The sequence below is a fragment of the Rhizobacter sp. OV335 genome, assembly GCF_900142965.1.
GTDB lineage: Bacteria > Pseudomonadota > Gammaproteobacteria > Burkholderiales > Burkholderiaceae_C > Rhizobacter.
On record NZ_FRCQ01000013.1, the window covers coordinates 121,635 to 145,703 of the forward strand.

Annotated in this window: 22 protein-coding genes and 1 tRNA gene; 15 read left to right on the forward strand and 8 right to left on the reverse strand. The window is 69.8% G+C overall.

Annotated features, from left to right (window positions below; translation table 11 throughout):
• The first annotated feature begins 20 nt into the window (after positions 1-20).
• The 5 genes from BUE42_RS15575 (at position 21) to BUE42_RS15595 (ending at position 2,904) form a co-directional block, all read left to right on the forward strand.
• Positions 21-97: transfer RNA gene (locus BUE42_RS15575), tRNA-Met, on the forward strand.
• A 107-nt stretch (positions 98-204) separates the two neighbouring features.
• Positions 205-1,311, forward strand: coding sequence for a 6-carboxytetrahydropterin synthase (locus tag BUE42_RS15580; protein WP_159445426.1), 1,107 nt, complete (start codon positions 205-207; stop codon positions 1,309-1,311).
• A gap of 35 nt (positions 1,312-1,346) precedes the next feature.
• Positions 1,347-1,982, forward strand: coding sequence for a 7-carboxy-7-deazaguanine synthase (queE, locus tag BUE42_RS15585; protein ID WP_073466015.1), 636 nt, complete (start codon positions 1,347-1,349; stop codon positions 1,980-1,982).
• A 14-nt stretch (positions 1,983-1,996) separates the two neighbouring features.
• Positions 1,997-2,542 carry a methylated-DNA--[protein]-cysteine S-methyltransferase gene (locus BUE42_RS15590; protein ID WP_073466016.1) on the forward strand — a complete coding sequence of 182 codons (546 nt, stop codon included), beginning with the start codon at positions 1,997-1,999 and terminating at the stop codon, positions 2,540-2,542.
• A 38-nt stretch (positions 2,543-2,580) separates the two neighbouring features.
• Complete coding sequence (locus BUE42_RS15595) at positions 2,581-2,904, forward strand: hypothetical protein (RefSeq protein WP_073466017.1); 324 nt, start codon at positions 2,581-2,583, stop codon at positions 2,902-2,904.
• 56 nt (positions 2,905-2,960) lie between these two features.
• Here BUE42_RS15595 and BUE42_RS15600 read toward each other — a convergent pair whose 3' ends face one another.
• From BUE42_RS15600 to BUE42_RS15635, 8 genes are all read right to left on the reverse strand, one after another.
• Entirely contained in the window at positions 2,961-4,049 is a 1,089-nt protein-coding gene (locus BUE42_RS15600) for a hypothetical protein (RefSeq protein ID WP_073466018.1), read from the reverse strand.
• Positions 4,050-4,375: 326 nt separating this feature from the next.
• Positions 4,376-5,089, reverse strand: a complete 714-nt coding sequence (locus BUE42_RS15605; protein ID WP_073466019.1) for an ABC transporter ATP-binding protein — start codon at positions 5,087-5,089, stop codon at positions 4,376-4,378.
• Positions 5,086-5,835 (reverse strand): ABC transporter ATP-binding protein, encoded by a 750-nt coding sequence (locus tag BUE42_RS15610; RefSeq protein WP_073466070.1) that lies wholly within the window; start codon positions 5,833-5,835, stop codon positions 5,086-5,088. The genes BUE42_RS15605 and BUE42_RS15610 overlap by 4 nt, the downstream gene beginning before the upstream one ends.
• A complete protein-coding gene (locus BUE42_RS15615; protein WP_073466020.1) occupies positions 5,832-6,806 on the reverse strand; it encodes a branched-chain amino acid ABC transporter permease in 975 nt (324 codons plus the stop codon). The genes BUE42_RS15610 and BUE42_RS15615 overlap by 4 nt, the downstream gene beginning before the upstream one ends.
• A complete protein-coding gene (locus BUE42_RS15620; protein ID WP_073466021.1) occupies positions 6,806-7,678 on the reverse strand; it encodes a branched-chain amino acid ABC transporter permease in 873 nt (290 codons plus the stop codon). The genes BUE42_RS15615 and BUE42_RS15620 overlap by 1 nt, the downstream gene beginning before the upstream one ends.
• A 1-nt stretch (position 7,679) precedes the next feature.
• Complete coding sequence (locus tag BUE42_RS15625; protein ID WP_235002385.1) at positions 7,680-8,813, reverse strand: ABC transporter substrate-binding protein; 1,134 nt, start codon at positions 8,811-8,813, stop codon at positions 7,680-7,682.
• Positions 8,814-8,882: 69 nt separating this feature from the next.
• A complete protein-coding gene (locus tag BUE42_RS15630) occupies positions 8,883-9,698 on the reverse strand; it encodes an alpha/beta fold hydrolase (RefSeq protein WP_073466023.1) in 816 nt (271 codons plus the stop codon).
• Positions 9,699-9,701: 3 nt separating this feature from the next.
• Positions 9,702-11,279 (reverse strand): benzoate-CoA ligase family protein, encoded by a 1,578-nt coding sequence (locus tag BUE42_RS15635; protein WP_073466024.1) that lies wholly within the window; start codon positions 11,277-11,279, stop codon positions 9,702-9,704.
• A 296-nt stretch (positions 11,280-11,575) separates the two neighbouring features.
• Between BUE42_RS15635 and BUE42_RS15640 the strand changes: the two genes are divergently transcribed.
• The 10 genes from BUE42_RS15640 to BUE42_RS15685 all read left to right on the forward strand — a co-directional run bounded on the left by BUE42_RS15640 (position 11,576) and on the right by BUE42_RS15685 (position 24,069).
• Positions 11,576-12,499, forward strand: a complete 924-nt coding sequence (locus BUE42_RS15640; protein WP_073466025.1) for a helix-turn-helix transcriptional regulator — start codon at positions 11,576-11,578, stop codon at positions 12,497-12,499.
• 75 nt (positions 12,500-12,574) lie between these two features.
• Positions 12,575-14,257: a 2,3-epoxybenzoyl-CoA dihydrolase gene (gene boxC, locus BUE42_RS15645; RefSeq protein ID WP_073466026.1), complete on the forward strand. Its 1,683-nt coding sequence runs from the start codon at positions 12,575-12,577 to the stop codon at positions 14,255-14,257.
• A gap of 63 nt (positions 14,258-14,320) precedes the next feature.
• Positions 14,321-15,748 carry a benzoyl-CoA 2,3-epoxidase subunit BoxB gene (gene boxB, locus BUE42_RS15650; protein ID WP_073466071.1) on the forward strand — a complete coding sequence of 476 codons (1,428 nt, stop codon included), beginning with the start codon at positions 14,321-14,323 and terminating at the stop codon, positions 15,746-15,748.
• 7 nt (positions 15,749-15,755) lie between these two features.
• The gene (gene boxA / locus BUE42_RS15655) at positions 15,756-16,988 is read left to right on the forward strand and encodes a benzoyl-CoA 2,3-epoxidase subunit BoxA (RefSeq protein ID WP_073466027.1); all 1,233 of its coding nucleotides are present in this window, start codon (positions 15,756-15,758) and stop codon (positions 16,986-16,988) included.
• A 71-nt stretch (positions 16,989-17,059) separates the two neighbouring features.
• Positions 17,060-17,833 (forward strand): crotonase/enoyl-CoA hydratase family protein, encoded by a 774-nt coding sequence (locus tag BUE42_RS15660; RefSeq protein WP_073466028.1) that lies wholly within the window; start codon positions 17,060-17,062, stop codon positions 17,831-17,833.
• A complete protein-coding gene (locus BUE42_RS15665; protein WP_073466029.1) occupies positions 17,830-19,674 on the forward strand; it encodes a feruloyl-CoA synthase in 1,845 nt (614 codons plus the stop codon). The genes BUE42_RS15660 and BUE42_RS15665 overlap by 4 nt, the downstream gene beginning before the upstream one ends.
• Positions 19,671-20,123 carry an acyl-CoA thioesterase gene (locus tag BUE42_RS15670; protein WP_073466030.1) on the forward strand — a complete coding sequence of 151 codons (453 nt, stop codon included), beginning with the start codon at positions 19,671-19,673 and terminating at the stop codon, positions 20,121-20,123. The genes BUE42_RS15665 and BUE42_RS15670 overlap by 4 nt, the downstream gene beginning before the upstream one ends.
• Positions 20,120-21,259 (forward strand): ABC transporter substrate-binding protein, encoded by a 1,140-nt coding sequence (locus tag BUE42_RS15675; RefSeq protein WP_073466031.1) that lies wholly within the window; start codon positions 20,120-20,122, stop codon positions 21,257-21,259. The genes BUE42_RS15670 and BUE42_RS15675 overlap by 4 nt, the downstream gene beginning before the upstream one ends.
• Before the next feature lie 16 nt (positions 21,260-21,275).
• Entirely contained in the window at positions 21,276-22,313 is a 1,038-nt protein-coding gene (locus BUE42_RS15680; RefSeq protein WP_073466032.1) for a branched-chain amino acid ABC transporter permease, read from the forward strand.
• Entirely contained in the window at positions 22,303-24,069 is a 1,767-nt protein-coding gene (locus BUE42_RS15685; protein ID WP_073466033.1) for a branched-chain amino acid ABC transporter ATP-binding protein/permease, read from the forward strand. Before BUE42_RS15680 ends, BUE42_RS15685 begins: the two co-directional genes overlap by 11 nt.

Sequence of the window (24,069 nt, forward strand, 5' to 3'; positions counted from 1 at the left end):
GCTATAGTCACAGGCTCAGTCGCGGGGTGGAGCAGTCTGGTAGCTCGTTGGGCTCATAACCCAAAGGTCGTTGGTTCAAATCCAGCCCCCGCAACCAAAATAGTCATGCAAAACGCCCACGCCATGTGGGCGTTTTGCATTGAGCGCAAGCTTCTGTCCATTGGGCGCCAAGCTTCCGCAGAAGGTGTGCCGACAGGAACCCTCGTGCCGATCAAGACCCTCCATTGCGCTGCCAGCGGCTTCGAATCCGCATGTGAAGTGAGCCTGCTGCCGGCTGGCCATCGCTCGCGGCGGCTGCACGGCCACAGCTTCCTCGCGACGCTGCGCGCCGAACTGCCGCCCGGCTGGGCCGCGTTCGAAGGCGGCGAGGTCGAACGCCTGCGCGCGGACCTCGAATCGCGCACCGCCCAGCTCGACTACCGCCTGCTCAACGACATCGTCGCGCAGCCGACCGACGAGAACCTCGCGCGCTGGATCCGCTCGCAGCTCGACGCCCCCGGCATCACGCAGCTCGGTATCCAGAGCACCGCGCACGGCGGTGTCGACCTCGATGCCGCCGGCCAGGCGCACGTCTGGCGCCGCTACCTCTTCCAGGCCGCCCACCAGCTGCCGAACGTGCCGCTCGGCCACAAGTGCGGCCGCATGCATGGCCACGGGTTCGAGGTCATCGTGCATGCCAACCAGGACCTCGGCGCACGCGACCTCAGCATCGACTACGACCACCTCGACGACTGCTGGGCGCCGCTGCACCATGAGCTGAACTACGGCTGCCTGAACGACCTGCCGGGCCTGCAGAACCCGACCAGCGAGCTGATGTCGAGCTGGATCTGGGAGCGCCTGAAGCCCACGCTGCCCGAGCTCTCGTGGATCACCGTCTACGAAACCGCGTCGTGCGGCGCCAACTTCGACGGCCGCCACCACCGCATCTGGAAAGAGTTCACGCTCGACAGCGCGCTGCAGCTCAAGCACGCACCCGACGGCAGCCCGCTGCGCCGCATCCACGGCCACACCTACACGCTGCGGCTGCACCTCGCCGCGCCGCTCGACACGCTGATGGGCTGGACGGTCGATTTCGGCGATGTGAAGACGCTCTTCGATCCGATCTTCAAGGCGCTGGACCACCGGCCGCTGCACGAGATCGATGGCCTCGCCGACTGCGACACCGCCACGCTCGCCGCGTGGATCCTCCAGCAAGCCCGCGCCGTGCTGCCGATGGTCGACCGCGTCGACCTCTACGAAACGCGCGGCTGCGGCGCGATCGTGATCGCCGACCAGGCCGAGGCGCAGGCCGGCCTCGCGATCCCGATCTGAAGTTGCCTACGCAAGAACGAACGGAAGGACGCGGCATGACCTACGCGGTCAAGGAAATCTTCTACACGCTGCAGGGCGAGGGCGCACAGGCCGGCCGCCCCGCGGTGTTCTGCCGCTTCGCCGGCTGCAACCTGTGGTCCGGCCGCGAGCAGGACCGCGCGAGCGCCGTCTGCCAGTTCTGCGACACCGACTTCGTCGGCACCAACGGCGTCGGCGGCGGCAAGTTCGACACCGCGCTCGCGCTGGCGCAGGCGGTCGCGTCGCACTGGCCGGTGCCGCACACGGGCCGGCCGTTCGTCGTCTGCACCGGGGGCGAGCCGCTGCTGCAGCTCGATGACGCGCTGGTCGATGCCTTCCATGCGCAGGGCTTCGAGATCGCGGTCGAGACCAACGGCACGCAGCCCGCGCCGAAGGGCCTCGACTGGATCTGCGTCAGCCCGAAGGCCGACGCCGAACTGGTGTTGACGCACGGCCACGAGCTGAAGCTCGTTTTCCCACAGGCGAAGGCGATGCCCGAGCGCTTCACGTCGCTCCAGTTCGAGCACTTCTTCCTGCAGCCGATGGACGGCCTCGAGCGCAAGCGCAACACCGAGCAGGCGGTCGCCTACTGCCTGGCGCATCCGCTGTGGCACCTGAGCGTGCAGACGCACAAGTACATCGGCATCGCCTGACGCGACGTGATGCGATGAGCCCGCGCTACGCCGTGTTCGCCACCGCCATCGGTCCGTGCGCGATCGCGTGGGGCGAGCAGGGCATCGTCGGCGCGTGGCTGCCCGATGCCGACGAGGCGGCCTTGCGCCGGCGCATCCAGCGGCGCCTGGCCGCATCGATCGAAGACACGGCACCCACGATGATCCAGGCCGTCATCGAGCGCCTGCAGGCCTTGATGGAAGGCGAGCGTGTCGACCTGTCCGGCTCGCCGCTCGACATGACCGGGCAACCCGATTTCCACCGCCGCGCGTACGCCATCGCGCTGGCGATCCCGCCGGGCCAGACCCGCAGCTACGGCGAGATCGCGCAGCAGCTCGGCGAGCCCGGCAGCGCCCGTGCGGTCGGCCAGGCGATGGGCAGCAACCCGTTCCCGCCGATCGTGCCATGCCACCGGGTGCTGGCAGCCGGTGGGCGCTCGGGCGGCTTCTCGTCGCCGGGCGGCCTCGACATGAAGCGGCGCTTGCTCGGCATCGAGCGCGCGCGCATCGGTCGTGAGCCCGGCCTGTTCGACGATCTGTAGCGCCCGTTGCCGCCGCGAAGGCTGGCATCATCGGCGCGATGTCCGATGAGTATCAAATCCACGTCCCGCCGAGCTTCTACGCGCTGTACACCGACGCACGCCAGCGCCTGACGGTGCCGCTGGCCGAGTTGCGCGAGCGATCCGAACTGTGCGAAGACTTGGCGCAGCACCTGAGCGAGCGCGCGAGTGCGCAGCATTTCGGCACCGGTGCCTCTCACGCGTCGGTGCTCGGCGATTGCCTGCGTGGCCTTCAGGCCGGCCCGGTGGTCACCCCTGACGAAGCGGTGTGGGTCGTGCACCGCCTGGCGGAGCTGCTGGGCTGGCCGTTCCTCGAACCCGAGGGCCCGACGAACGGCGACTGAGCCCGATCTCGAGCCGACCTCTCGCGCGAGAAACCCCGCGCGACCTATCGCTCCGACTATTCCGCCTGGCCGCCGACAGCGGCGCTGTTGGCCACCACGGTCGCCGCTGCGGGCGTCACTTTCGGCGCCTCCAGCAACGCGACCGTCGGGCTCTTCAGCGTCTTCGCGAAGCCCACCACCGTCTGGGTCGGCTGGTACGGCAACGGCTGCCACGGGTTCGCGCCGTGGCTCATCAGAAAGCTCACCATCTGCGCCTGCGCGCGCTCGTCGTTCATGAACGTCGGCACGACGACGCGGGCCAGCGGGATCCACGGCAGCTGCTGCCCCTGCGTCGACGGCACCTTGTCGACCAGCTTCGGCTCGCGCTTGAACCACCATTCGAGCGCCGCATAGTCGGCGGTGCGCAGCGCCTCTTCGAAGCCGGCGGGCGTCTTGCCCTGGTACGGGCCGAGGCCCGCCTTCGCGGTGTGGCCGGCAGCTTCCAGCTTGGCCGCGAGCGGCGTCTGCAACGCACTCGGGTGCAGCGCGCTCAGCGGGCTGAAGGCCAGCTGGCCGACCGCCAGGCCGCCCTGGTCGACCCACTGCGCGATCACGTCGTCAAGGCCGGCGGCGCGCGCGCTCGGCGAGCTCAGCAGCCGCACCACGTCATGGTTGACCGCCCGCGAATCGACCTCGGCCAGGAAGCGCAGCGAACGCAGCGCCTGCGGCGAGGCCTTCGAGAAATCGACCGGGTTCGGCGAACGCGCCAGCGCGACCATCGGCGGCTGGTAGCAGGTCTCGGGCTGGGCACCCTTGTCGAGCAGCTCCGGCAGCACCGGCCAGAACTGCGGATCGCGCGCAGCGATCGTCAGCGTGCATTCCTGGAAGCCGCTGGCACGGATGTCGGCCACCTTCAGGCTGCCCGGCTGGAACGGCAGGCAGCGTGCGGTCAGCGCGCGCTGGGCCGAGTTCAGTGATGCGCAGGATTGCGGGTCGCCCTCGGTCAGCTTGGCGTGGAAGTGCTTGATGATCTCCCAGGTCGGGCTGGTATCCGTCGCGATGCCGGTGGCGCTCATGATCGCGCTGGCCGTGGTGGTGCAGCCGCTGGTCAACAGCAGGCCCGAGATCGCGGCGCTGAGCAGCGCCAGCCGTGGCAAGAAGTTCATGAGGTGGCGCTCCCAACGCACAGCCGCCCGGCTCGTGGCCGGAATGCTCTTCTCAGCGCAAAAAACAAGCCATCGCCGAATCACGCTTCCAGGCTGGTGCGCAACCGGATGGCGAACTGGTGCATGGCTGCACGAAGCGAGAATCGGCGCGGGTTGCGGGCGATGTTGGGAAGCACTCGCCCACCGAGCGCCAGTGAAACGGATGCTGACGCACCTGACACAAATGGGAAGCCCGCGCCTGCGCAGGGGTCAAGCCGGGCAAAAAACGGCAGCGCTGGCGACAGGCGGTAACGCCGCGTGTGCTGGTGTTCGACCCGCGGCGAATGTCACACGCCGAGCCAGCGCGCCAGCGCGGCGCTGTCGGCGGCGAGGGTTGCCGATGCCGCGCAGCACACGATCCGCCCCTTCTCCAGCACCACCGCCTGGTCGGTGTGCTCCAGCACGCGCCGCACGTTGCGGTCGACGATCAGCGTGCTGATGCCGCCCGCGCGGATCTGCGCGATCACGCGCCAGATCTCGGCGACCACCAGCGGGGCCAGGCCTTCGGTCGCTTCGTCGAGGATCAGGAGCCGCGGGCTCGTCATCAGCGCGCGGCCGATCGCCAGCATCTGCTGCTCGCCGCCCGACAGTTGCTGGCCGCCGCGCGCCAGCCGCTCGCCGAGCCGTGGAAACGTTTCCAGTACGCGCTCCAGCGGCCACGGCCGCTGCCCGTCGGCCGAGGCCCGCGCCGCCATCACCAGGTTCTCGCGCACCGACAGGTTCGGGAAGATGCCGCGGCCTTCGGGCACGTAGCCGACGCCGAGCCGCGCGATGCGCTCGGGCGGCCAGCCGGTCACGTCGCGGCCCTGCCAGCGCACGCGGCCGGCGGTCGGGCGCAGGTAGCCCATCAGCGTGCGGATCAGCGTCGTCTTGCCCATGCCGTTGCGCCCGAGCAGGCCGAGTGCGCTGCCGGCCGGCAGCGCGAACGACACACCGTGCAGCACGCGGCTGTCGCCGTAGCCAGCGTGCAGCGCATCGATCTCGACCAGCGGCGCGGTCATGCGTGCGCCTCGCCGAGGTAGGCCAGCACCACCTGCGGGTGCTCGCGAATGCGCTGCGGCACGTCGCTCGCGATGACCGCGCCGTTGACCATCACCGTGATGCGGTCGGCGATGCGGAACACCGCGTCCATGTCGTGCTCGACCAGCAGGATCGCGTGGCCGGCCTTCAGCGACTGCAGCAGCGCGAGCATGCGCTCGGTCTCTTCGGCGCCCATGCCGGCCAGCGGCTCGTCGAGCAGCAGAACACGCGGTTTCGTCGCGAGGCACATCGCGATCTCCAGCTGGCGCTTCTGGCCGTGGCTCAGCGTGCCGGCGATGCGGTCGGCGCTGTCGGCGAGCCCGGCCGCCTGCAGCGCCTGCGCCGCCACCTCGCGGCTGCCGGCGCAGCGCTGCGCCGATTGCCACACCTGCCACGGCCGCTGCAGCGCGGCCTGCGCGCTGAGCCGGCAGTTCTCCAGCACGCTGAAGCTGTCGAAGATGGTGGTGCGCTGGTAGCTGCGGCCGATGCCGGCGCGCGCGCGGCGCGGCTGCGACCAGCCGGTGATGTCGTCATCGCCGAAGCGGATCCGGCCCGACGTGACCGGCAGCTCGCCCGACAGCAGGTTGACCAGCGTCGACTTGCCGGCGCCATTGGTGCCGATCACCGCATGCACCTCGCCGAGCCGCAGGTCGAGCGAGACCGCATCGACGGCCGCCAGCCCGCCGAAGTGGCGCGACAGCGCGGTGGCCTGGATCACGACGCTCATGCCGAACCCCTGCGCCACCGCAGGCCGACGATGCCGCGCGGCAGCAGCGCGACGAACGCGATGATCGTCAGCCCGAGCGTCATCTGCCAGTGCGCCGCCAGCGGGCCGACCAGGCCCTCGCTCGCGAACAGCTCCTTCAGCAGCGTGAACGCGACCGCGCCGACGATCGCGCCGCGCAGCGGGCCGAGGCCGCCGAGGATGATCATCAGCAGCACCGCGCCCGATTCGTGCCATGACAGCAGCTCCGGGTTCACGACGCCGTCCTGGATCGCGAACAACGCGCCCGCCAGCCCGGCCAGCGCCCCGGCGATCACGAACGCGGCCAGCTTGTAGCCGTAGGTGCGGAAGCCGACCGCCCGCATGCGCGCCTCGTTGACGCGGATGCCCTGCAGCGCGTGGCCGAAGCGCGAGCGCAGCAGCAGCGCGAGCAGGCCCCAGGTGAACGCCAGCGAGGCCAGCACCAGGCCGTAGACCTGGCGCTTGTTCTCCAGGTCGAGCAGCGTCGTGTCGCCGAGCCGCAGCACCGGGCGCACATACAGGTAGATGCCGTCGCTGCCGCCGCCCAGCTTGGTGTCGTGGAACACGAAGTAGGCCATCTGCGCGAAGGCCAGCGTGACCATGATGAAGTAGACGCCTCGGGTGCGCAGGCTCAACGCGCCGACGAACAGCGCATAGGCCGCTGCGCCGGCCATCGCCGCGGGCAGCAGCCACCACAGCGATGCGCCTTCGCCCTGCGGCGATGCGAGCACCGTCACGTAGGCGCCGATGCCGAGGAAGGCCGCGTGCCCGAGGCTCACCAGCCCGGTCGTGCCGACCAGCAGCTGCAGGCTCAGCGCGAAGATCGCCGAGACCAGGATCTTCACCGTCAGGTCCATCAGGTACGGCGACAGCACCGCCGGCAGCAGTGCCAGCGCGAGCAACAGTGCCAACGGCGCGACCAACGGCAAGCAGCGCGACCAGGCGGGCACCATCAATGCCCCCGCCGCATCAGGCCTTCCGGCCGCCACACCAGCACGATCGCCATCAGCAGGTAGATGCCGATGCCGCTCAGCTCGGCGAAGAACACCTTGCCGAAGGTGTCGACGAAGCCGACCAGCAGCGACGCGACCAGCGCGCCGGTGATCGAGCCGATGCCGCCGATCACGACGATGACGAAGCTGACGATCAGCACGCTGCCGCCCATGCCCGGGTACACCGACGACATCGGCGCGGCGATCATGCCGGCCAGCGCCGCCAGCGCGACGCCGGCCGCGAACACGCCGCGGTACAGCAGCCGGATGTCGATGCCGAGCCCGCGCACCATGTCGCGGTTGCTGGCACCGGCGCGCACCATCATGCCCAGCCGCGTGCGGTTGACCACCAGGTACAGCAGCGCTGCGATCGCGAGGCAGGCGGCCGACGCGAACAGCCGGTACACCGGGTACGACATCAGCTCGCCGAGCGCGATGCTGCCCGCGAGCCACGCCGGCGGCTGCACGCCGTGCACGTCATTGCCGAGCAGCAGGCTGCGCGACTCCTCGAACACCAGGATCAGCGCATAGGTCATCAGCACCTGCTGCAGGTGCTCACGCTGGTACAGGAAGCTGAAGAACAGCCACTCCAGCACGAAGCCGAACAGCGCGGCGAGCAGCGTGCCGACCAGCAGCATCAGCACGAACTGGTCGACGAAGTACGGCGCCAGCGCGAACGCCAGGTAGGCGCCGATCATGTAGAAGCTGCCGTGCGCGAGGTTGATCACGCCCATGATCCCGAAGATCAGCGTCAGCCCGCTGGCCACCAGGAACAGCAGCAGGCCGTACTGGACGGCGTTCAGGCACTGGACGAGGAAGGTGGCGAGGTCCACCTCAGAGCTTGCAGCCGCGGGCTGGGTCGGCGAGGGCCTTCACGGCGATCGACTTGAACTCGTTGTTCGGGCCCTTCGCCTCGCGCAGGTACATGTCCTGCACCGGGTTGCCGGCCGCCGACAGCGTGAACTTGCCGCGCGGGCTGTCGACCGTCGTCTTGTGCATCGCGGTCGTCAGCGCCTCGCGCTTCGAGAGGTCGCCCTTCACCGCGTTCAGGCCGGCCGCGAGGATCTGCGCGGCGTCGTAGCCCTGCACCGCGTAGACGTCGGCGTTTGCCTTGTACGCGAGCGCGAAGCTCTTGCGGAACGCGTTGTTGCGCGGCGTGTCGAGGTTGTCGGCATAGTGCAGCGTGGTCTGCAGGCCCTGCGCGGCGGCACCCTGCGCCTCGAGCGTGCCGTCGGTCAGGAAGCCCGAGCCGTACAGCGGGATCGTCTTGTTCAGGCCCGCGGCCGCGTAGTCCTTGACGAACTTCACCGCGCCGCCGCCGGCGAAGAACGCGAACACCGCATCGGGCTTCTGCGCGGCGATCTCGGTCAGCAGTGCCTGGAACTCGACGTTCGGGAACGGCAGGTTCAGGTCCTTGACGACCTTGCCGCCACCCTTCTCGAAGGCCTCGGTGAAGCCCTTCACGGTCTCGCTGCCGGCCGCATAGTTCCAGGTGATCGTCATCGCACGCTTGTGGCCCTTCTGCGCCACCACGACACCGGTGGAGTAGCCCGGCTGCCAGTTCGAGAACGAGCTGCGCACGATGTTCGGCGAGCACAGCGGGCCGGTGATCGCGTCGGCGCCGGCGTTCGGGATGATCAGCAGCGTGTTGCTCTCCTTCGCCGCCTTGGCCATGCCGAGCGCGACGCCCGAATGCACGGTGCCGACCAGCACGTCGACCTGGTCGCGCTTGATCAGCTTGTTGACGTTGTCGGTCGCCTTGGCCGGCTCGGATTCGTCGTCGACCTTGAAGTACTGGATCTCGCGGCCGCCGAGCTTGCCGCCTTGTTCCTGCACGTAGAGCTTGAAGCCGGCCTCGATCATGTTGCCCAGGCTCGCGTAGGTGCCGGTGTAGGGCAGCATGAAGCCCACCTTGACCGGCCCGGTGGCGGCCTGCGCGCGGGCCTCGCCCGTCATCGCCAACGTCATCGCCAATGTCGTCGCCAGGGCGGCCGCGGCCGACAGTTTGATCAGGTGCATGCCAATCTCCGTTGAGGTTCAGGTCTCGGTGGTCTCAGGACTTCCGGTGATGAAGCGGCCGACCTCGCGGATCACGACGTCGGCCTGGTCGCGGTGCGGCGAATGGCCGCATTCCACCAGCTCCAGCAGCCGCGTCTGCGGCACGCGCCGCGCGATGCCGCGGATCTGCTCCAGCGTACCGTACTCATCGTCGACGCCTTGCACCGCCAGCACCGGGCAGGTGATTGCGGGCAGCTCGTCCTCGATGGTCCAGCCGCGGAACTCGGGTGCCAGCCAGATGTCGTTCCAGCCGCGGAAGGCCGATTCCGCGTCCGCATGGTAGCGCCCGAGGCGCTGCGGAAGGTCGGTGGTTTCATAGGTGTTGCGGGCCCGTTCGATGCTCGCGATGCTGAGGTCTTCGACGCGGATGTGCGGTGCCATCGCGACCACGCCGGCGGTGGCGTGCGACGCGGCATGCAGCAGCGCGATGCTGCCGCCGTCGCTGTGGCCGAACAGCCAGGGCCGCGTGACGCCGAGCTGCAGCAGCAGCGCCGGCAGCACCTCGCGCGCCTGGGTGTGCATGAAGTCGACCGGCCAGCGCTCGCCGCGCGGCTTCGGCGTCGACTGGCCGTAGCCGTAGCGCGAATACACCAGGCCGCGCAGGCCGTGCGCCTCGCACAGGTGGCGCGGGAAGTTCTTCCACATCGCGAGCGAGCCCAGCCCTTCGTGCAGGAACACGACGACCGGCCGGGTCGACGCGGCATCGCCGACCCATTGGTATTCGAGGCGCAGCGGCTGGCCGCGCCCGGCGAGTTCGGCGAACTGGATGGGCTCGGCGTAACGGCGTCCGACCATGCGTCAGGCGGTGGTGTCGCTCGCCGCGCCCAGCGCACGCAGCTTGAAGCGCTGGATCTTGCCGGTCGCGGTCTTCGGCAGCTCGGTCGTGAAGACGATCTCGCGCGGCGTCTTGTGCGGCGCGAGCCGCGTCTTCACGAAGGCCTTCAACGCGGCCTCGAGTTCGGCGCCCACCGCATGGCCCTGGTTCGGCACGACATAGGCGCGCGTCTTCGTCAGCCCCTGCGCATCGGCCAGGCCGATCACCGCGCACTCCATCACCGCCGCGTGGCCCATCAGCGCCGATTCGACCTCGATCGGCGACACGTACTGCCCGCTGACCTTCAGCATGTCGTCGCTGCGGCCGGCGTAGGTGTACCAGCCGTCGGCATCGACCACGTACTTGTCGCCGCTGCGCACCCAGTCGCCCTGGAAGGTCGAGCGCGTCTTGTCGCGGCTGTTCCAGTAGAGCAGCGCGGCACTCGGGCCGCGGATGAACAGGTCGCCGATCTCGCCGGGCGCGGCCGGCCGGCCGTCGTCGGCGCGCAGTTCGAGTTCGTAGCCCGGCACCGGCTTGCCGGTGCTGCCGTAGCGCAGCGCGCCGGCACGGTTCGACAGGAAGATGTGCAGCATCTCGGTCGAGCCGATGCCGTCGAGCACGTCGCAGCCGAAGTGCTTGCTGAAGCGCTCGCCGACCTCGCGCGGCAGCGCCTCACCGGCCGAGGCGCAGACGCGCAGCGAGACCGCACTGCGCGGCGGCAGGGCCTCGTTCGCGAGCAGTGCGACGTACAGCGTCGGCACGCCGCAGAACACGGTCGGGCGGTGCTGCGTCAGGCGCTTGAAGACCGCGGCCGGCGTCGGCCGCTCGGCCATCAGCACGACGGTCGCGCCGACGCTCAGCGGAAAGGTCAGCGCGTTGCCGAGCCCGTACGCGAAGAACAGCTTGGCGGCCGAGAACACGGTGTCGTCCTCGCGCACGCCGAGCACCGGCTGGCCGTACAGCGCGGCCGTCCAGTACAGGTTGGCATGGCTGTGCACCGTGCCCTTGGGCTTGCCGGTGGAGCCGGACGAGTAGAGCCAGAACGCGAAGTCGTCGGCGTGCGTGTCGGCGGGGGCGGCGAGCGGCGGGGTGTCGAGCAGCGCGCTGAAGGCGATGCTGCCGTCGGCGGGCGCGGCACCGGACATCACGATGGCCGGTTTGTCATCGAGGGCCGCCAGCGCCTGCTGCGCCACCGGCCACAGTGCGCCCGACACCACGAGCGCGCGGGCCCGGCTGTGCGCGAGCATGTAGGTGTAGTCGCCGGCCGGCAGCAGCGTGTTGACCGGCACCGGCACGATGCCGGCATACAGCGCGCCGAGGAACGCGACCGGCAGGTCCACCGTGTCCAGCATCAGCAGCAGCACGCGGTCCTCGCGGCGCAGGCCCAGGCGCAGCAGCCCGGCGGCGCAGCGCCTCACGCGATCGGCCAGCTCGCCGTAGCTGAGGCGGGTGTCGTCATCGATGTAGGCGGTCTTCGCGGCGCGGCCCGCGTTGCGCTGCAGCAGGTGGGCTGCGATGTTGAATCGTTCGGGCGGCGCATCCACGGCGAGGTTCGGGGCCATGCTGTTCTCCTGACGGTCAATCGGCCCGGATGCCGGGGCGGACCTGCAAGGCCACCCGCGTCGCGACAGCTGGGGCCGCCGGGACGGCCGGCCGCGTTTGTACCTCAAGCGCGCCGGGGCCGAACCGTCCGCGCCGCAACTTCGTCTGAATGGACCCTGGGGTGGGTTCGCACTGGCGTCTCACGGCGATCTCCGCATAATGCATTCACGGACAGTGCAATCAGCCATTGATGCAATATGTTGCACTGAAACCAGTATAGCCAGCAGTCCCGATCGACCTCGTTACGGACATACCCTTGGACCGATTCCCGAACTCGCCGCCCGCGCCGGAAGGCGATTCCGACCCGACCGCCAACAAGGACCCATTCCTCGCCTCGCTGGGCGAGCGAACGCGTGCGCTGCGATCGCGGCGCGGCCTGACACGCAAGAGCCTGGCCAAGGTGGCCGACGTGTCGGAGCGGCACCTGGCCAATGTCGAGATGGGGGTCGGCAATGCGTCGATCCAGTTCCTGCGCCAACTGGCACAGGCGCTCAACTGCACGCTGGCCGAGCTGGTCGGCGACGAGACCGCCAGCTCGCCGGAGTGGCTGATGATCCGCGAGATCTTGCGCGGCCGCAGCGAATCCGAGCTGGCGCAGGCGCGCTCGGCGCTGGCCTCGGTGTTCGGGGCGCCGGCCAGCCAGGCGGCGCGACGCCAGCGGGTCGCGCTGATCGGCCTGCGCGGCGCCGGCAAGAGCACGCTCGGCAAGATGCTGGCCGACAGCTGGGCCGTGCCCTTCGTCGAGCTGAACCGCCACATCGAGACGGTGGCCGGCTGCAGCGTCTCCGAGATCCATTCGCTGTACGGGCCGGCGGCCTACCGGCGCTACGAGCGGCGTGCGCTGGAAGAGTGCATCCAGCGCTTCCCGCGTGCGGTGATCGCGACGCCCGGCGGGGTCGTCTCCGACCCGGCCACCTTCAACATGCTGCTGGCGCATTGCTACACCGTGTGGGTGCGCGCCTCGCCCGAAGAGCACATGAACCGCGTGCTGGCGCAGGGCGACACCCGCCCGATGTCGGGCAACGCCGAAGCGATGAACGACCTGCGGCGCATCCTCGAGAGCCGCGCGGCCTTCTACTCGAAAGCCGACGAGGTGTTCGACACCAGCGACAAGACCATGGAGACCGCGTTCGTGGCCCTGCAGGACCAATTGAGGGGCACGATCCGGCTGGCGGGTTGACGCTCGGCGTGACATGCACTAAATTGCATCTCTATTGCCGAGCGTGCAGCATACTGCCGTTCGCTGGAGATGCCCATGAGTGCTGTCGCTGAGCCTGTCGTTGCCCCTGTCGCCCCCGTTGATTACGAAACCCATCCGGACCGCTACCGCCACTGGCGCCTGAGCGTCGAAGGCGCCGTCGCCACGCTGGTGCTGAGCGTCAGCGAAGACGGCGGGCTGCGCGCGGGCTACAAGCTGAAGCTCAACAGCTACGACCTCGGCGTCGACATCGAGCTGCACGATGCGGTGCAGCGCATCCGCTTCGAGCACCCGGCGGTGCGCACCGTGATCATCACCAGTGGCCGCGAGCGGGTGTTCTGCTCGGGCGCCAACATCTTCATGCTCGGCCTGTCCAGCCACGGCTGGAAGGTCAACTTCTGCAAGTTCACGAACGAGACGCGCAACGGGCTCGAAGACAGCAGCCGGCACGGCGGCCTGAAGTTCCTGGCCGCCGTCAACGGCGCCTGCGCCGGCGGCGGCTACGAACTGGCGGCGGCCTGCGACGAGATCATCCTGGTCGACGACCGCTCGTCGGCCGTCAGCCTGCCCGAGGTACCGCTGCTCGGCGTGCTGCCGGGCACCGGCGGGCTGACGCGCCTGACCGACAAGCGCCGCGTGCGCCACGACCATGCCGACATCTTCTGCACCACCAGCGAAGGCGTGCGCGGCAAGAAGGCGGTCGACTGGCGCCTGGTCGATGAAGCCGTGAAGACGCAGGCCTTCGCGCAGCGCGTGCAGGAGCGAGCGCGCGAGCTGGCCGCGTCGAGCGACCGGCCGGCTGACGGGCGCGGCGTGCCGTTGCCGCGGCTCGTGAAGCAGGTGTCGGCGGACGGCATCGCCTACGGCCACGTCGACGTGCAGATCGACCGCGCCGCGCGCCACGCGACGCTGACTGTGCATGCCCCCGCTGGTGCGCAGCCGGCCGACCTCGCCGGCATCGAAGCCGCCGGTGCCGCCTGGTACCCGCTGCAGATGGCCCGCGAACTCGACGACGTGATCCTTCACCTGCGCACCAACGAACCCGAGATCGGCACCTGGCTGCTGAAGACGCAGGGCAGCGTCGACGCGGTGCTCGCGATGGACGCGGCGCTGCAGGCGCACCAGGCGCATTGGCTGGTGCGCGAGACCATCGGCCTGCTGCGCCGCACGCTGGCGCGGCTCGACGTGTCGTCGCGCTCGCTGTTCGCGCTGGTCGACCGTGGCTCGTGCTTCGCCGGCTCGCTGCTCGAGATTGCTCTCGCGGCCGACCGCATCTACATGCTGGCCCTGCCCGACGAGCCCGTCGCGGCGCCGAAGATCGCGCTGTCGCCGTTCAACTTCGACGCACTGCAGATGGTCAGCCGCGAGACGCGCCTGCAGCGCCGCTTCCACCGCGATGCCGGCGAGATCGCCGCGGTGCAGGCCACGCAGGGCCGCGTGCTCGATGCCGACGAGGCGCTCGCGCTCGGCCTCGTCACCGCGGCGCCCGACGACATCGACTGGGCCGACGAGATCCGCATCGCCGTCGAGGAGCGGGCGAGCCTGTCGCCCGACGCGCTGACCGGCCTGGAGGCCAACCTGCGCTTCGCCGGCACCGAGAGCATGGAGACCCGCATCTTCGGCCGCCTGACCGCATGGCAGAACTGGATCTTCAACCGCCCGAACGCCGTCGGCGAGGCCGGCGCGCTCAAGGTCTACGGCACCGGGCACAAGGCCCAGTTCGACTGGAAACGCGTCTAGGCCGATCGAACACCCTCCGTTCGCACTGAGCCTGTCGAAGTGCAGCGCAACGAAACCAAGTCCATGTCCAGCATCAACTACACCGACAAGATCCCGAACAACGTCCACCTGTCGGAGGACCGCACGCTGCAGCGCGCGCTCGAGCACTGGCAGCCCAACTACCTGAACTGGTGGCAGGACATGGGCCCCGACGGCTCGCACGGCTTCGACGTCTACCTGCGCACCGCCACCAGCACCACGCCCGACGGCTGGGCGCAGTTCGGCCACGTGAAGATGCCCGACTATCGCTGGGGCATCTTCCTCGCGCAGCCCGAGGCCGACCGCCGCATCGGCTTCGGCGACCACAAGGGCGAGGCCGCCTGGCAGGACGTTCCCGGCGAGCACCGCGCCAACCTGCGCCGCATCATCGTCACGCAGGGCGACACCGAGCCGGCCTCGGTCGAGCAGCAGCGCCACCTCGGCAAGACGGCACCCAGCCAGTACGACCTGCGCAACCTGTTCCAGGTGAACGTGGAAGAGGGCCGCCACCTGTGGGCGATGGTCTACCTGCTGCACAAGCACTTCGGCCGCGACGGCCGCGAGGAGGCCGAGGCGCTGCTCGAGCGTCGCTCCGGCGACCAGGACAACCCGCGCATCCTCGGGGCCTTCAATGAAGAGACGCCCGACTGGCTGGCGTTCTACATGTTCACCTACTTCACCGACCGCGACGGCAAGTTCCAGCTGTGCGCGCTGGCCGAGAGCGCGTTCGATCCGCTGTCGCGCACCACGCGCTTCATGCTGACGGAAGAGGCGCACCACATGTTCGTCGGCGAATCCGGCGTGTCGCGCGTGATCCAGCGCACCTGCGAGGTGATGAAGCAGACCGGCCTCGAGGACCCGGGCGAGTTGCGCCGCCACGGCGTGATCGACCTGCCGACGATCCAGCGCTACCTGAACTTCCACTACAGCGTGACCATCGACCTGTTCGGTGCCGACCAGTCGAGCAACGCGGCGATCTTCTACAGCTCGGGCCTGAAGGGCCGCTACGAAGAAGGCAAGCGCGCCGATGATCACGTGCTGAAGGGCGCCCACTACAAGATCCTCGACGTGCGCGACGGCGTGCTGGTCGACAAGGAGGTGCCGATGCTGAACGCGCTGAACGAGGTGCTGCGCGACGACTACATCCGCGATTCGTCGGCCGGCGTGAACCGCTGGAACAAGGTGATCGAGAAGGCCGGGCTCGCGTTCCGGCTCGGCGTGCCGCACAAGGCCTTCAACCGCCACATCGGCAGCTTCGCCGGGCTGCGCGTCAGCCCCGACGGCCGCGTGATCGGCGAGATCGAGTGGCAGGCTCATGTGCGCGACTGGCTCGCGAGCGAGGAAGACCGTGCCTACGTCGCGTCGCTGATGGGCCGCGTGGTCGAGCCCGGCAAGTACGCGAACTGGATCGCGCCGCCGCCGATCGGCATCAACAAGCAGCCGGCCGATTTCGAGTACGTGCGCTTCAACTGAGGATGTGATGGACCCCGTCGTCTTCATCCAGCAGCACCTGATCGACCCCGAGGTCTGCATCCGCTGCAACACCTGCGAGGAGACCTGCCCGGTCGATGCGATCACGCACGACGACCGCAACTACGTCGTCGACGCGGCCATCTGCAACGGCTGCCAGGCCTGCGTGTCGCCGTGCCCCACCGGCAGCATCGACCACTGGCACCCGGTGCCGAAGGCGGCGGCCTATTCGATCGAGGCCCAGTTCGGCTGGGACGAGCTGCCGCCGAAGCAGGCGGTGCCGGCGCTCGCGCAGGACCCGGCGGAGGTCGGTGCGCCGCCGTCGGTCGACGTGCCGCCGCAGGCGAATGCCGCGGTGTCGCCGAGTTCGCCGAGGCCACCGTGGTCGGCCGCGCACCCGTACCTGAACCTGCACACGCTGAAGAAGCCGGTGCAGGCGACGGTGGCCGGCAATTTCCGGCTGACCGCGGCCGATGCCGAAGGCGACATCCACCACCTGGTGCTCGACTTCGGCACGCAGTTCTTTCCGCTGCTCGAAGGCCAGGCCATCGGCATCGCGCCGCCCGGCACCGATGCCGCCGGCAGGCCGCACTACCTGCGCATGTACTCGGTCGCCAGCCCGCGCAGCGGCGAGCGCGAGGGCTACAACAACGTCTCGCTGACGGTGAAGCGGGTGACCAGCGACCACGACGGGCAGCCGGTGCGCGGCGTTGCCTCGAACTACCTGTGCGACCTGCGCAAGGGCGACACGGTGCAGGTCTGCGGCCCGTTCGGCGACCGCTTCCTGATGCCCAACCATGCGGGCTCGAACCTGCTGATGGTGTGCACCGGCACCGGCGCGGCGCCGATGCGGGCGATGACCGAGCACCGGCGCCGGCTGATGGCAGCGGGCAAGCCGGTCTACGCCAGGCTGATGCTGTTCTTCGGTGCGCGCCGGCCGGAGGAGCTGCCGTACTTCGGACCGCTGACCAAGCTGCCGGCCTCGTTCATCGACACCTCGCTCGCGTTCTCGCGCGTGCCGGGGCAGCCGCGGCGCTACGTGCAAGATGTGCTGCGCGAGCGCGCGGCCGACGTCGTCGAGCTGCTGCGTGGCGACACCTGCATCTACCTGTGCGGGCTGAAGGGCATGGAGACCGGCGTGCTGGAGGCGCTTTCCGACATCTGCGCGGCGGCGGGGCTGGACTGGCCGCCGCTGCACCAGCGCCTGGTCGACGAAGGGCGCTTCCACGTCGAGACGTATTGAGGGGTATTCCCTGCTGTGCCTCGGCGTCGTTTGTTTAAGACTCATAACTGTCCAGGCTTCAAGCACCCGCCGTGAGCAGCTCCTTGTTGAACGTTTCCAACGACGGCCCGGTCGCCCACGTCCGCCTGACCCGTCCCGCCAAGCGCAATGCGCTGAACGATGCGCTGATCGCCGAACTGCTGCGCGTCTTCAGCAGCTTCGACGGCAGCGTGCGCGCCGCGGTGCTGAGCGGCGAGGGTGCGCATTTCTGCGCCGGACTTGACCTCTCCGAACTCGGCGAGCGCAGCGCTGCCGATGGCATCCTCCACTCGCGGGCCTGGCACGCGGCCTTCGAGCAGATCCAGTTCGGCCGCGTGCCGGTGGTCGCGGTGCTGCACGGCGCGGTCGTCGGCGGCGGGCTCGAGCTCGCGAGTTCGGCCCACATCCGCGTGGCGGAGCGCAGCAGCTTCTACGGCCTGCCCGAGGGCCAGCGCGGGCTGTTCGTCGGCGGTGGCGGCTCGGCCCGCATCCCGCGGCTGATAGGCGTCGCCCGCATGAGCGACATGATGCTGACCGGCCGCGTGCACGATGCCGACGAAGGCCAGCGCATCGGCCTGTCGCAGTACCTGGTCGACGACGGGCAAGGCCTCGCGACTGCGTTCGAACTCGCCCGCAAGATCGCGTCGAACGCGCCGCTGTCGAACTTCGCGGTGATGCACGCGCTGCCGCGCATCGCCGAGCAGGGCCAGGCGGCCGGGCTGTTCACCGAATCGCTGATGGCCGCGATCGCGCAGGCCGACGATGCGGCCAAGCAGCGCATGCGCGACTTCCTCGACGGCAAGGCGGGCAAGGTCTTGAAGTCATGACGGTGCCGCGCTACCGGTCGGTTGCGCTCGGCGGCTCGTTGGCAGCCCGCTTCACGCCAGGCGACGACGGCAGCCTGCGCATCGAATCGACCGAGCCGCTGCAGCCACACCCGCAGCGCCTGACCGATCGCCTGCAGCACTGGGCCGCACGGGTGCCCGAGCGCACGCTGGCCGCCAAGCGCGATGCCACCGGCACCTGGCGCCACCTCAGCTACCGCGACGCGGTGCACGGCGCGCGCAGCATCGCGCAGGCCTTGCTCGACATCGGCCTCGGCCCGGAGCGTCCTCTCGCGATCCTCTCCGACAACGACCTGGAACACCTGCTGCTGACGCTTGGCGCGATGTGGGCCGGCGTGCCGTGCGCGCCGATCTCGCCGGCGTACTCGCTGCTGTCGCAGGACCACGCCAAGCTGCGCCACATCCTCGGGCTGCTGACGCCGGGGCTGGTGTTCGCGTCGAACGGAGGCGCCTACGCCAGGGCGATCGACGCCGCGTTGCCGCCCGGCACGCCGCTCGCGCTGACCGGCGGCGCCGTCGACGGCCGGCACGCCTTGCACTTCGCCGACCTGCTCGCGACCACGCCCACCGACGCGGTGGACGAGGCGCATGCCCGCGTCGGCCCCGACACCATCGCGAAGATCCTGTTCACCTCCGGCTCGACGCAGGCGCCCAAGGGCGTGATCAACACGCAGCGCATGCTGTGCAGCAACCAGCAGATGATCCTGCAGTGCTTCCCGTGCCTCGGCGAGACGCCGCCGGTGCTGGTCGACTGGCTGCCGTGGAACCACACCTTCGGCGGCAACCACAACGTCGGCCTGACGATCTGGAACGGCGGCACGCTGTACATCGACGACGGCAAGCCGACGCCGGCGCTGATCGGCCCCACGCTGCGCAACCTGCGCGAGATCGCGCCCACCGTCTACTTCAACGTGCCGAAGGGCTTCGAGGAGATCGCCAATGCGCTGGAGCACGACGCCGCGTTGCGCGACACGCTGTTCAGCCGCGTGCAGATGTTCTTCTTCGCCGGCGCCGGGCTGTCGCAGCCGGTGTGGGACCAGCTCGACCGGCTGGCCGAGGCCACCTGCGGCGAGCGTATCCGCATGCTGACGGGGCTCGGCATGACCGAGACCTCGCCGTTCGCGATCTGCGCCAACGGCGGCGACGTGCGCTCCGGCCACATCGGCCTGCCGGCGCCCGGCATCACGCTGAAGCTGGTGCCGAGCGGCGACAAGACCGAGCTGCGCTACCGCGGCCCGAACGTCACGCCGGGCTACTGGCGGCTGGCGTCGGCCGGGCATGTCGACGACGACGGCTTCTACGCGAGCGGCGATGCGGTGCGCCTGGTCGACCCGGCCGACCCGCAGCGCGGCCTCGCGTTCGACGGCCGCATCGCCGAGGACTTCAAGCTCGCGACCGGCACCTTCGTGTCGGTCGGGCCGCTGCGCGTGCGGGCCATCACGGTCGGCGACCCTTGCGTGCAGGACGTGGTCGTCACCGGGCTGAACCGCGGCGAGATCGGCCTGCTGGTGTTCCCGCGCGCCGACCGCTGCCGTGCGCTCGCCGGCCTCGCGGCCGACGCGCCGCTGGCCGAGGTGCTGGCCGCCGCGCCGGTGCGCGCGTTCTTCCAGCGCTGGATCGACGCGCTGCACGACGCCGGCACCGGCAGCGCGACGCGCGTCGCCCGTGCGCTGCTGCTGGTCGAGCCGCCGGCGATCGACCGCGGCGAGGTGACGGACAAGGGTTCGATCAACCAGCGCGCGGTGCTGGCCTGCCGCGCCGCGCTGGTCGAGCAACTGCACGACGGCAGCGCACCGGGCCTCTTCCTTCCCGCCAGGTCATGAGCGAATCCCGCACCACGACGCACACGGTGGCCGTGAACTTCGGCGATTGCGACCCGGCCGGCATCGTCTTCTTCCCGAACTTCTCGCGCTGGATGGACGCGGCCTCGCTGTCGTTCTTCATGCAGTGCGGCGTGCCGCCGTGGCGCGTGCTCGAGCAGACGCGCGGCATCGTCGGCACGCCGCTGCTGGAGATCCACACCCGCTTCCTGCAGTCGGTCACCTACGGCGAGACGATCACCATCGAGACCTGCGTCGAGGAATGGCGTGGCAAGGTGTTCGTGCAGCGGCACCGCGTCACGCGCGACGGCGAGCTGGTCTGCGAAGGCCGCGAGACGCGCATCTTCGTGACCCGCGACGCCACCGGCAAATTGAAGTCCATTGCGGTGCCGGACGACATCCGCGCACTGTGCCAGACAGAATCACGCCCCCGAACGGAGACACCCCCATGAAGCACCTGAAGACCTGGCTGGCCACCGCCGCACTGGCCGCCCTCGCGGCCGGCGCACAAGCCGACGTGACGATCGGCGTCAGCGTCCCGCTGACCGGCCCGACCTCGGCGCTCGGCATCCCGAGCAAGAACGGCATCAGCCTGTGGCCGACCACGATCGCCGGCGAGAAGCTCAACGTGATCGTGCTCGACGACGCGACCGACCCGACCGTCGGCGTCAAGAACGCGCGCCGCTTCGTCACCGAGGACAAGGTCGACCTGATCGTCGGGTCGTCGGCGACGCCGATCGCGATCGCGATGTCGGACGTGGCCGCCGAGGCGCAGACGGTGCAACTGGCGCTGTCGCCGATCCCGCTGCCCGAAGGCAAGGGTGCCTGGACCTTCCGGCTGCCGCAGTCGACCGCGGTGATGGCGATCCCGATCGTCGAGCACTGGAAGAAGACCGGCGTGAAGACCTTCGGCTTCGTCGGCTACGCCGATGCGTACGGCGAGGCCTGGCTGAAGGACATCACCGCGCAGGCCACCGCGGCCGGCATCAAGAACGTCGGCGTCGAACGCTTCGCACGCGCCGACACCAGCATCACCGGCCAGGCGCTGAAGCTGGTCGGCACGAACCCGGACGCGATCCTGGTGGCAGCCTCTGGCAGTGGCGCGGCGATGCCGCACAAGGGCCTGGTCGAGCGTGGCTACCCGAAGGGCAAGATCTACCAGACGCACGGCGCGGCGACGCTCGACCTGATCCGCGTCGGCGGCAAGGACGTCGAGGGCTCGTTCGTCTCGTCCGGCCCGGCGCTGGTGGCGACCAAGCTGCCCGACAGCAACCCGAGCAAGGCGATCGGCGTGCGCTTCATCGAGCAGTACGAGAAGGCGTTCGGCCCGAAGAGCGCGAACCAGTTCGGCGCGCACGCGTTCGACGCGGCGATCGTGCTCGAGAAGATCATCCCGATGGCGCTGAAGAAGGCCAAGCCTGGCACGAAGGAATTCCGCGCCGCGCTGAAAGAGGCGCTGGAGACGGCCGGCCGCATCCCGGTGTCGCAGGGCGTGCTGAACTACACCGCGGCCGATCACTTCGGCTTCACGCCCGACACCGGCGTGCTGCTGAAGGTCGTCAACGGCGACTGGGAAGTCGTCAAGTGACGTTGAACCTTCACTGATGGACCTCTCGATCGCGGGCATCCTGCTGCTCGACGGCGCGACCAGCGGTGCGGTCTACGCGCTGCTGGCGCTCGCGCTGGTGCTGGTGTTCGCGGTCACGCGGGTCATCTTCATCCCGCAGGGCGAGTTCGTCGCGTACGGCGCGCTGACGCTCGCGATGCTGCAGATGGGCAAGCTGCCCGGCACCGTGTGGCTGCTCGGGATCCTGGCCGTGCTGGCCGCGCTGCGCGATGCGTTCGGCGCGGTGCGCGAAGGCCAGTCGGCCGGCCGCATCGTGCGCGACGCCGCGCTGTCGCTGGCCGTGCCGGCCGTGGTGACGCTGCTTGCGCTGTGGGCCGCGCCGCGCCAGTTGCCGCTGCTGCTGCAAAGCCTGCTGACGCTCGCGATCGTCACGCCGCTCGGTCCGCTGGTCTACCGGCTCGCGTACCGGCCGCTCGCCGATGCATCGGTGCTGGTGCTGCTGATCGTCTCGGTCGGCGTGCATTTCGCGCTGACCGGCCTCGGGCTGCTGTTCTTCGGCGCCGAGGGCTTTCGCAACCCGAGCTTCTGGGACGAGCGCTTCCAGGCCGGGCCGCTGATGCTGTCGGGGCAGGCGCTGATCATCTTCCTCGTCTCGGCCGCGCTGATCGTCGGGCTGTGGCTGTTCTTCGGCCGCACGCTGCGCGGCAAGGCCTTGCGCGCGACGGCGGTGAATCGGCTGGGCGCGCGGCTGATGGGCATCTCGACGGATGGCGCCGGGCGCTGGAGCATGGGCCTCGCCGCGTTCATCGGCGCGCTGTCCGGCTTGTTGATCGGCCCGACCACGACGATGTTCTACGACACCGGCTTCCTGATCGGGCTGAAGGGCTTCGTCGCGGCGATCTTCGGTGGGCTCGCGAGCTACCCGGGTGCGGCGGCCGGCGCGCTGTTCGTCGGCTGGCTCGAATCGTTCGGCTCGTTCTGGGCCAGCGCCTACAAGGAGGTGATCGTCTTCACGATGATCCTGCCGGTGCTGCTGTGGCGCAGCTTCACGCATGGCGCGCCCGATGACGAGTAGCCGCTGGTGCCTGCTCGCGTTCGCCGCCGCGCTGGCGCTGCTGCCGCAGTTGCCGGTGCCGGAGTTCTGGATCACGCAGCTGAACTACATCGGGCTGTACGCGCTGGTCGTGATCGGGCTGGTGCTGCTGACCGGCATCGCGGGGCTCACGTCGTTCGGCCAGGCGGCCTTCGTCGGCATCGGTGCGTACAGCAGCGCCTGGCTGACGCTGAACCTCGGCTGGTCGCCATGGCTCGCGGTGTTCGGCGGTCTGGCGCTGACGGCGCTGGCCGCGCTGGTGCTGGGCTGGATCACGCTGCGCATGTCGGGCCACTACCTGCCGCTCGCGACGATCGCGTGGTGCCTGAGCCTGTACTACCTGTTCGGCAACCTGGAGGCGCTGGGCCGCTACGACGGCCTGCTGGGCATCGCGCCGATCGGTTTCTTCGGGGTGCCGCTGAACACCGGGCGCAGCTTCTTCTACCTGCTGTGGGCGCTGGTGCTGCTGGCGGCGCTGGCCGCCACGCAGCTGCTCGATTCGCGCAGCGGCCGCGCGCTGCGGGCGCTGAAGGGCGGCAGCACGATGCCCGAGGCGATGGGCATCGACACCTTCCGCGCCAAGGTCACGGTGTTCGTGCTGGCCGCGCTGCTGGCCAGTCTCTCGGGCTGGCTGTTCGCGCACTTCCAGCGCAGCGTCAACCCGTCGCCGTTCGGGCTGAAGATGGGCATCGAGTACCTCTTCATGGCGGTGATCGGCGGCGTCGGCCAGGTGTGGGGTGCGCTGGCCGGTGCGGCCGTCGTGAAGCTGCTGGAAGACCAGCTGCAGGTGCTGCTGCCGCGGCTGCTCGGCGGCAGCGGCAGCTACGAGGTGATCGTGTTCGGCGTGCTGCTGGTGCTGGTGCTGCAGTACGCGCGCGACGGGCTGTGGGCCGCGGTGGTGGCGCGGCTGCCGCGGCGCGCCCGACAGCGCGACTGGGCCGATGCGGCGCCGCTGCCCGAGGCCGTGCGCCCGCCGCACGGCGAGCTGGTGCTGGACGTGCAATCGGTGCGCAAGGAGTTCGGCGGGCTGGTCGCGGTGAACGACGTCAGCTTCCAGGTGCGGGCCGGCGAGATCGTCGGGCTGATCGGGCCGAACGGTGCCGGCAAGTCGACCACCTTCAACCTGGTGAGTGGTGTGCTGCCGCTGACGCGCGGGGAGGTGCGGCTGCGCGGCGAGCGCATCGACGGGCTGCCGTCGCGCGGCATCGCACGGCGCGGCGTGTCGCGCACCTTCCAGCACGTGAAGATGGTGCCCGAGATGACGGTGCTGGAGAACGTCGCACTCGGCGCGCACCGGCGCGGACAGCGCGGCGTGGTGGCGGCGATGCTGCGGCTCGACCGCGCCGAAGAGCGCCGCCTGCTGCGCGAGGCCGAGCGCCAGTTGCAGCGCATCGGCATGGCCGACCGCGCGGATGAGCTGGCCGGCAACCTGGCGCTCGGGCCGCAGCGACTGATGGAGATCGCGCGGGCGCTGAGCGCTGATCCGTCGCTGCTGTTGCTCGATGAGCCGGCCGCCGGGTTGCGCCACCAGGAGAAGCGGGCGCTGGCCGAGGTGCTGCGGCAGTTGCGCGCCGAGGGGCTGTCGATCCTGCTGGTCGAGCACGACATGGACCTGGTGATGGACGTCAGCGACCGCATCGTCGTGATGGAGTTCGGCACGCAGCTGATGCAGGGCACGCCGGCCGAGGTGCAGGCGAGCGAGGCGGTGCGCGCGGCGTACCTGGGGACGGAGCACTGA

Bases quoted from the DNA above. Each gene is read 5' to 3' on its own strand.
- BUE42_RS15670 (WP_073466030.1), top strand. From the start codon at position 19,671: ATGAGCGAATCCCGCACCACGACGCACACGGTGGCCGTGAACTTCGGC.
- BUE42_RS15595 (WP_073466017.1), top strand. From the start codon at position 2,581: ATGTCCGATGAGTATCAAATCCACGTCCCGCCGAGCTTCTACGCGCTG.
- BUE42_RS15635 (WP_073466024.1), bottom strand. From the start codon at position 11,279: ATGGCCCCGAACCTCGCCGTGGATGCGCCGCCCGAACGATTCAACATC.
- BUE42_RS15675 (WP_073466031.1), top strand. From the start codon at position 20,120: ATGAAGCACCTGAAGACCTGGCTGGCCACCGCCGCACTGGCCGCCCTC.
- BUE42_RS15685 (WP_073466033.1), top strand. From the start codon at position 22,303: ATGACGAGTAGCCGCTGGTGCCTGCTCGCGTTCGCCGCCGCGCTGGCG.
- BUE42_RS15605 (WP_073466019.1), bottom strand. From the start codon at position 5,089: ATGACCGCGCCGCTGGTCGAGATCGATGCGCTGCACGCTGGCTACGGC.
- BUE42_RS15680 (WP_073466032.1), top strand. From the start codon at position 21,276: ATGGACCTCTCGATCGCGGGCATCCTGCTGCTCGACGGCGCGACCAGC.
- BUE42_RS15665 (WP_073466029.1), top strand. From the start codon at position 17,830: ATGACGGTGCCGCGCTACCGGTCGGTTGCGCTCGGCGGCTCGTTGGCA.
- BUE42_RS15590 (WP_073466016.1), top strand. From the start codon at position 1,997: ATGAGCCCGCGCTACGCCGTGTTCGCCACCGCCATCGGTCCGTGCGCG.
- BUE42_RS15625 (WP_235002385.1), bottom strand. From the start codon at position 8,813: ATGACGTTGGCGATGACGGGCGAGGCCCGCGCGCAGGCCGCCACCGGG.
- BUE42_RS15630 (WP_073466023.1), bottom strand. From the start codon at position 9,698: ATGGTCGGACGCCGTTACGCCGAGCCCATCCAGTTCGCCGAACTCGCC.
- boxC (WP_073466026.1), top strand. From the start codon at position 12,575: ATGAGTGCTGTCGCTGAGCCTGTCGTTGCCCCTGTCGCCCCCGTTGAT.
- BUE42_RS15610 (WP_073466070.1), bottom strand. From the start codon at position 5,835: ATGAGCGTCGTGATCCAGGCCACCGCGCTGTCGCGCCACTTCGGCGGG.
- BUE42_RS15600 (WP_073466018.1), bottom strand. From the start codon at position 4,049: ATGAACTTCTTGCCACGGCTGGCGCTGCTCAGCGCCGCGATCTCGGGC.
- BUE42_RS15615 (WP_073466020.1), bottom strand. From the start codon at position 6,806: ATGGTGCCCGCCTGGTCGCGCTGCTTGCCGTTGGTCGCGCCGTTGGCA.
- boxA (WP_073466027.1), top strand. From the start codon at position 15,756: ATGGACCCCGTCGTCTTCATCCAGCAGCACCTGATCGACCCCGAGGTC.
- queE (WP_073466015.1), top strand. From the start codon at position 1,347: ATGACCTACGCGGTCAAGGAAATCTTCTACACGCTGCAGGGCGAGGGC.
- boxB (WP_073466071.1), top strand. From the start codon at position 14,321: ATGTCCAGCATCAACTACACCGACAAGATCCCGAACAACGTCCACCTG.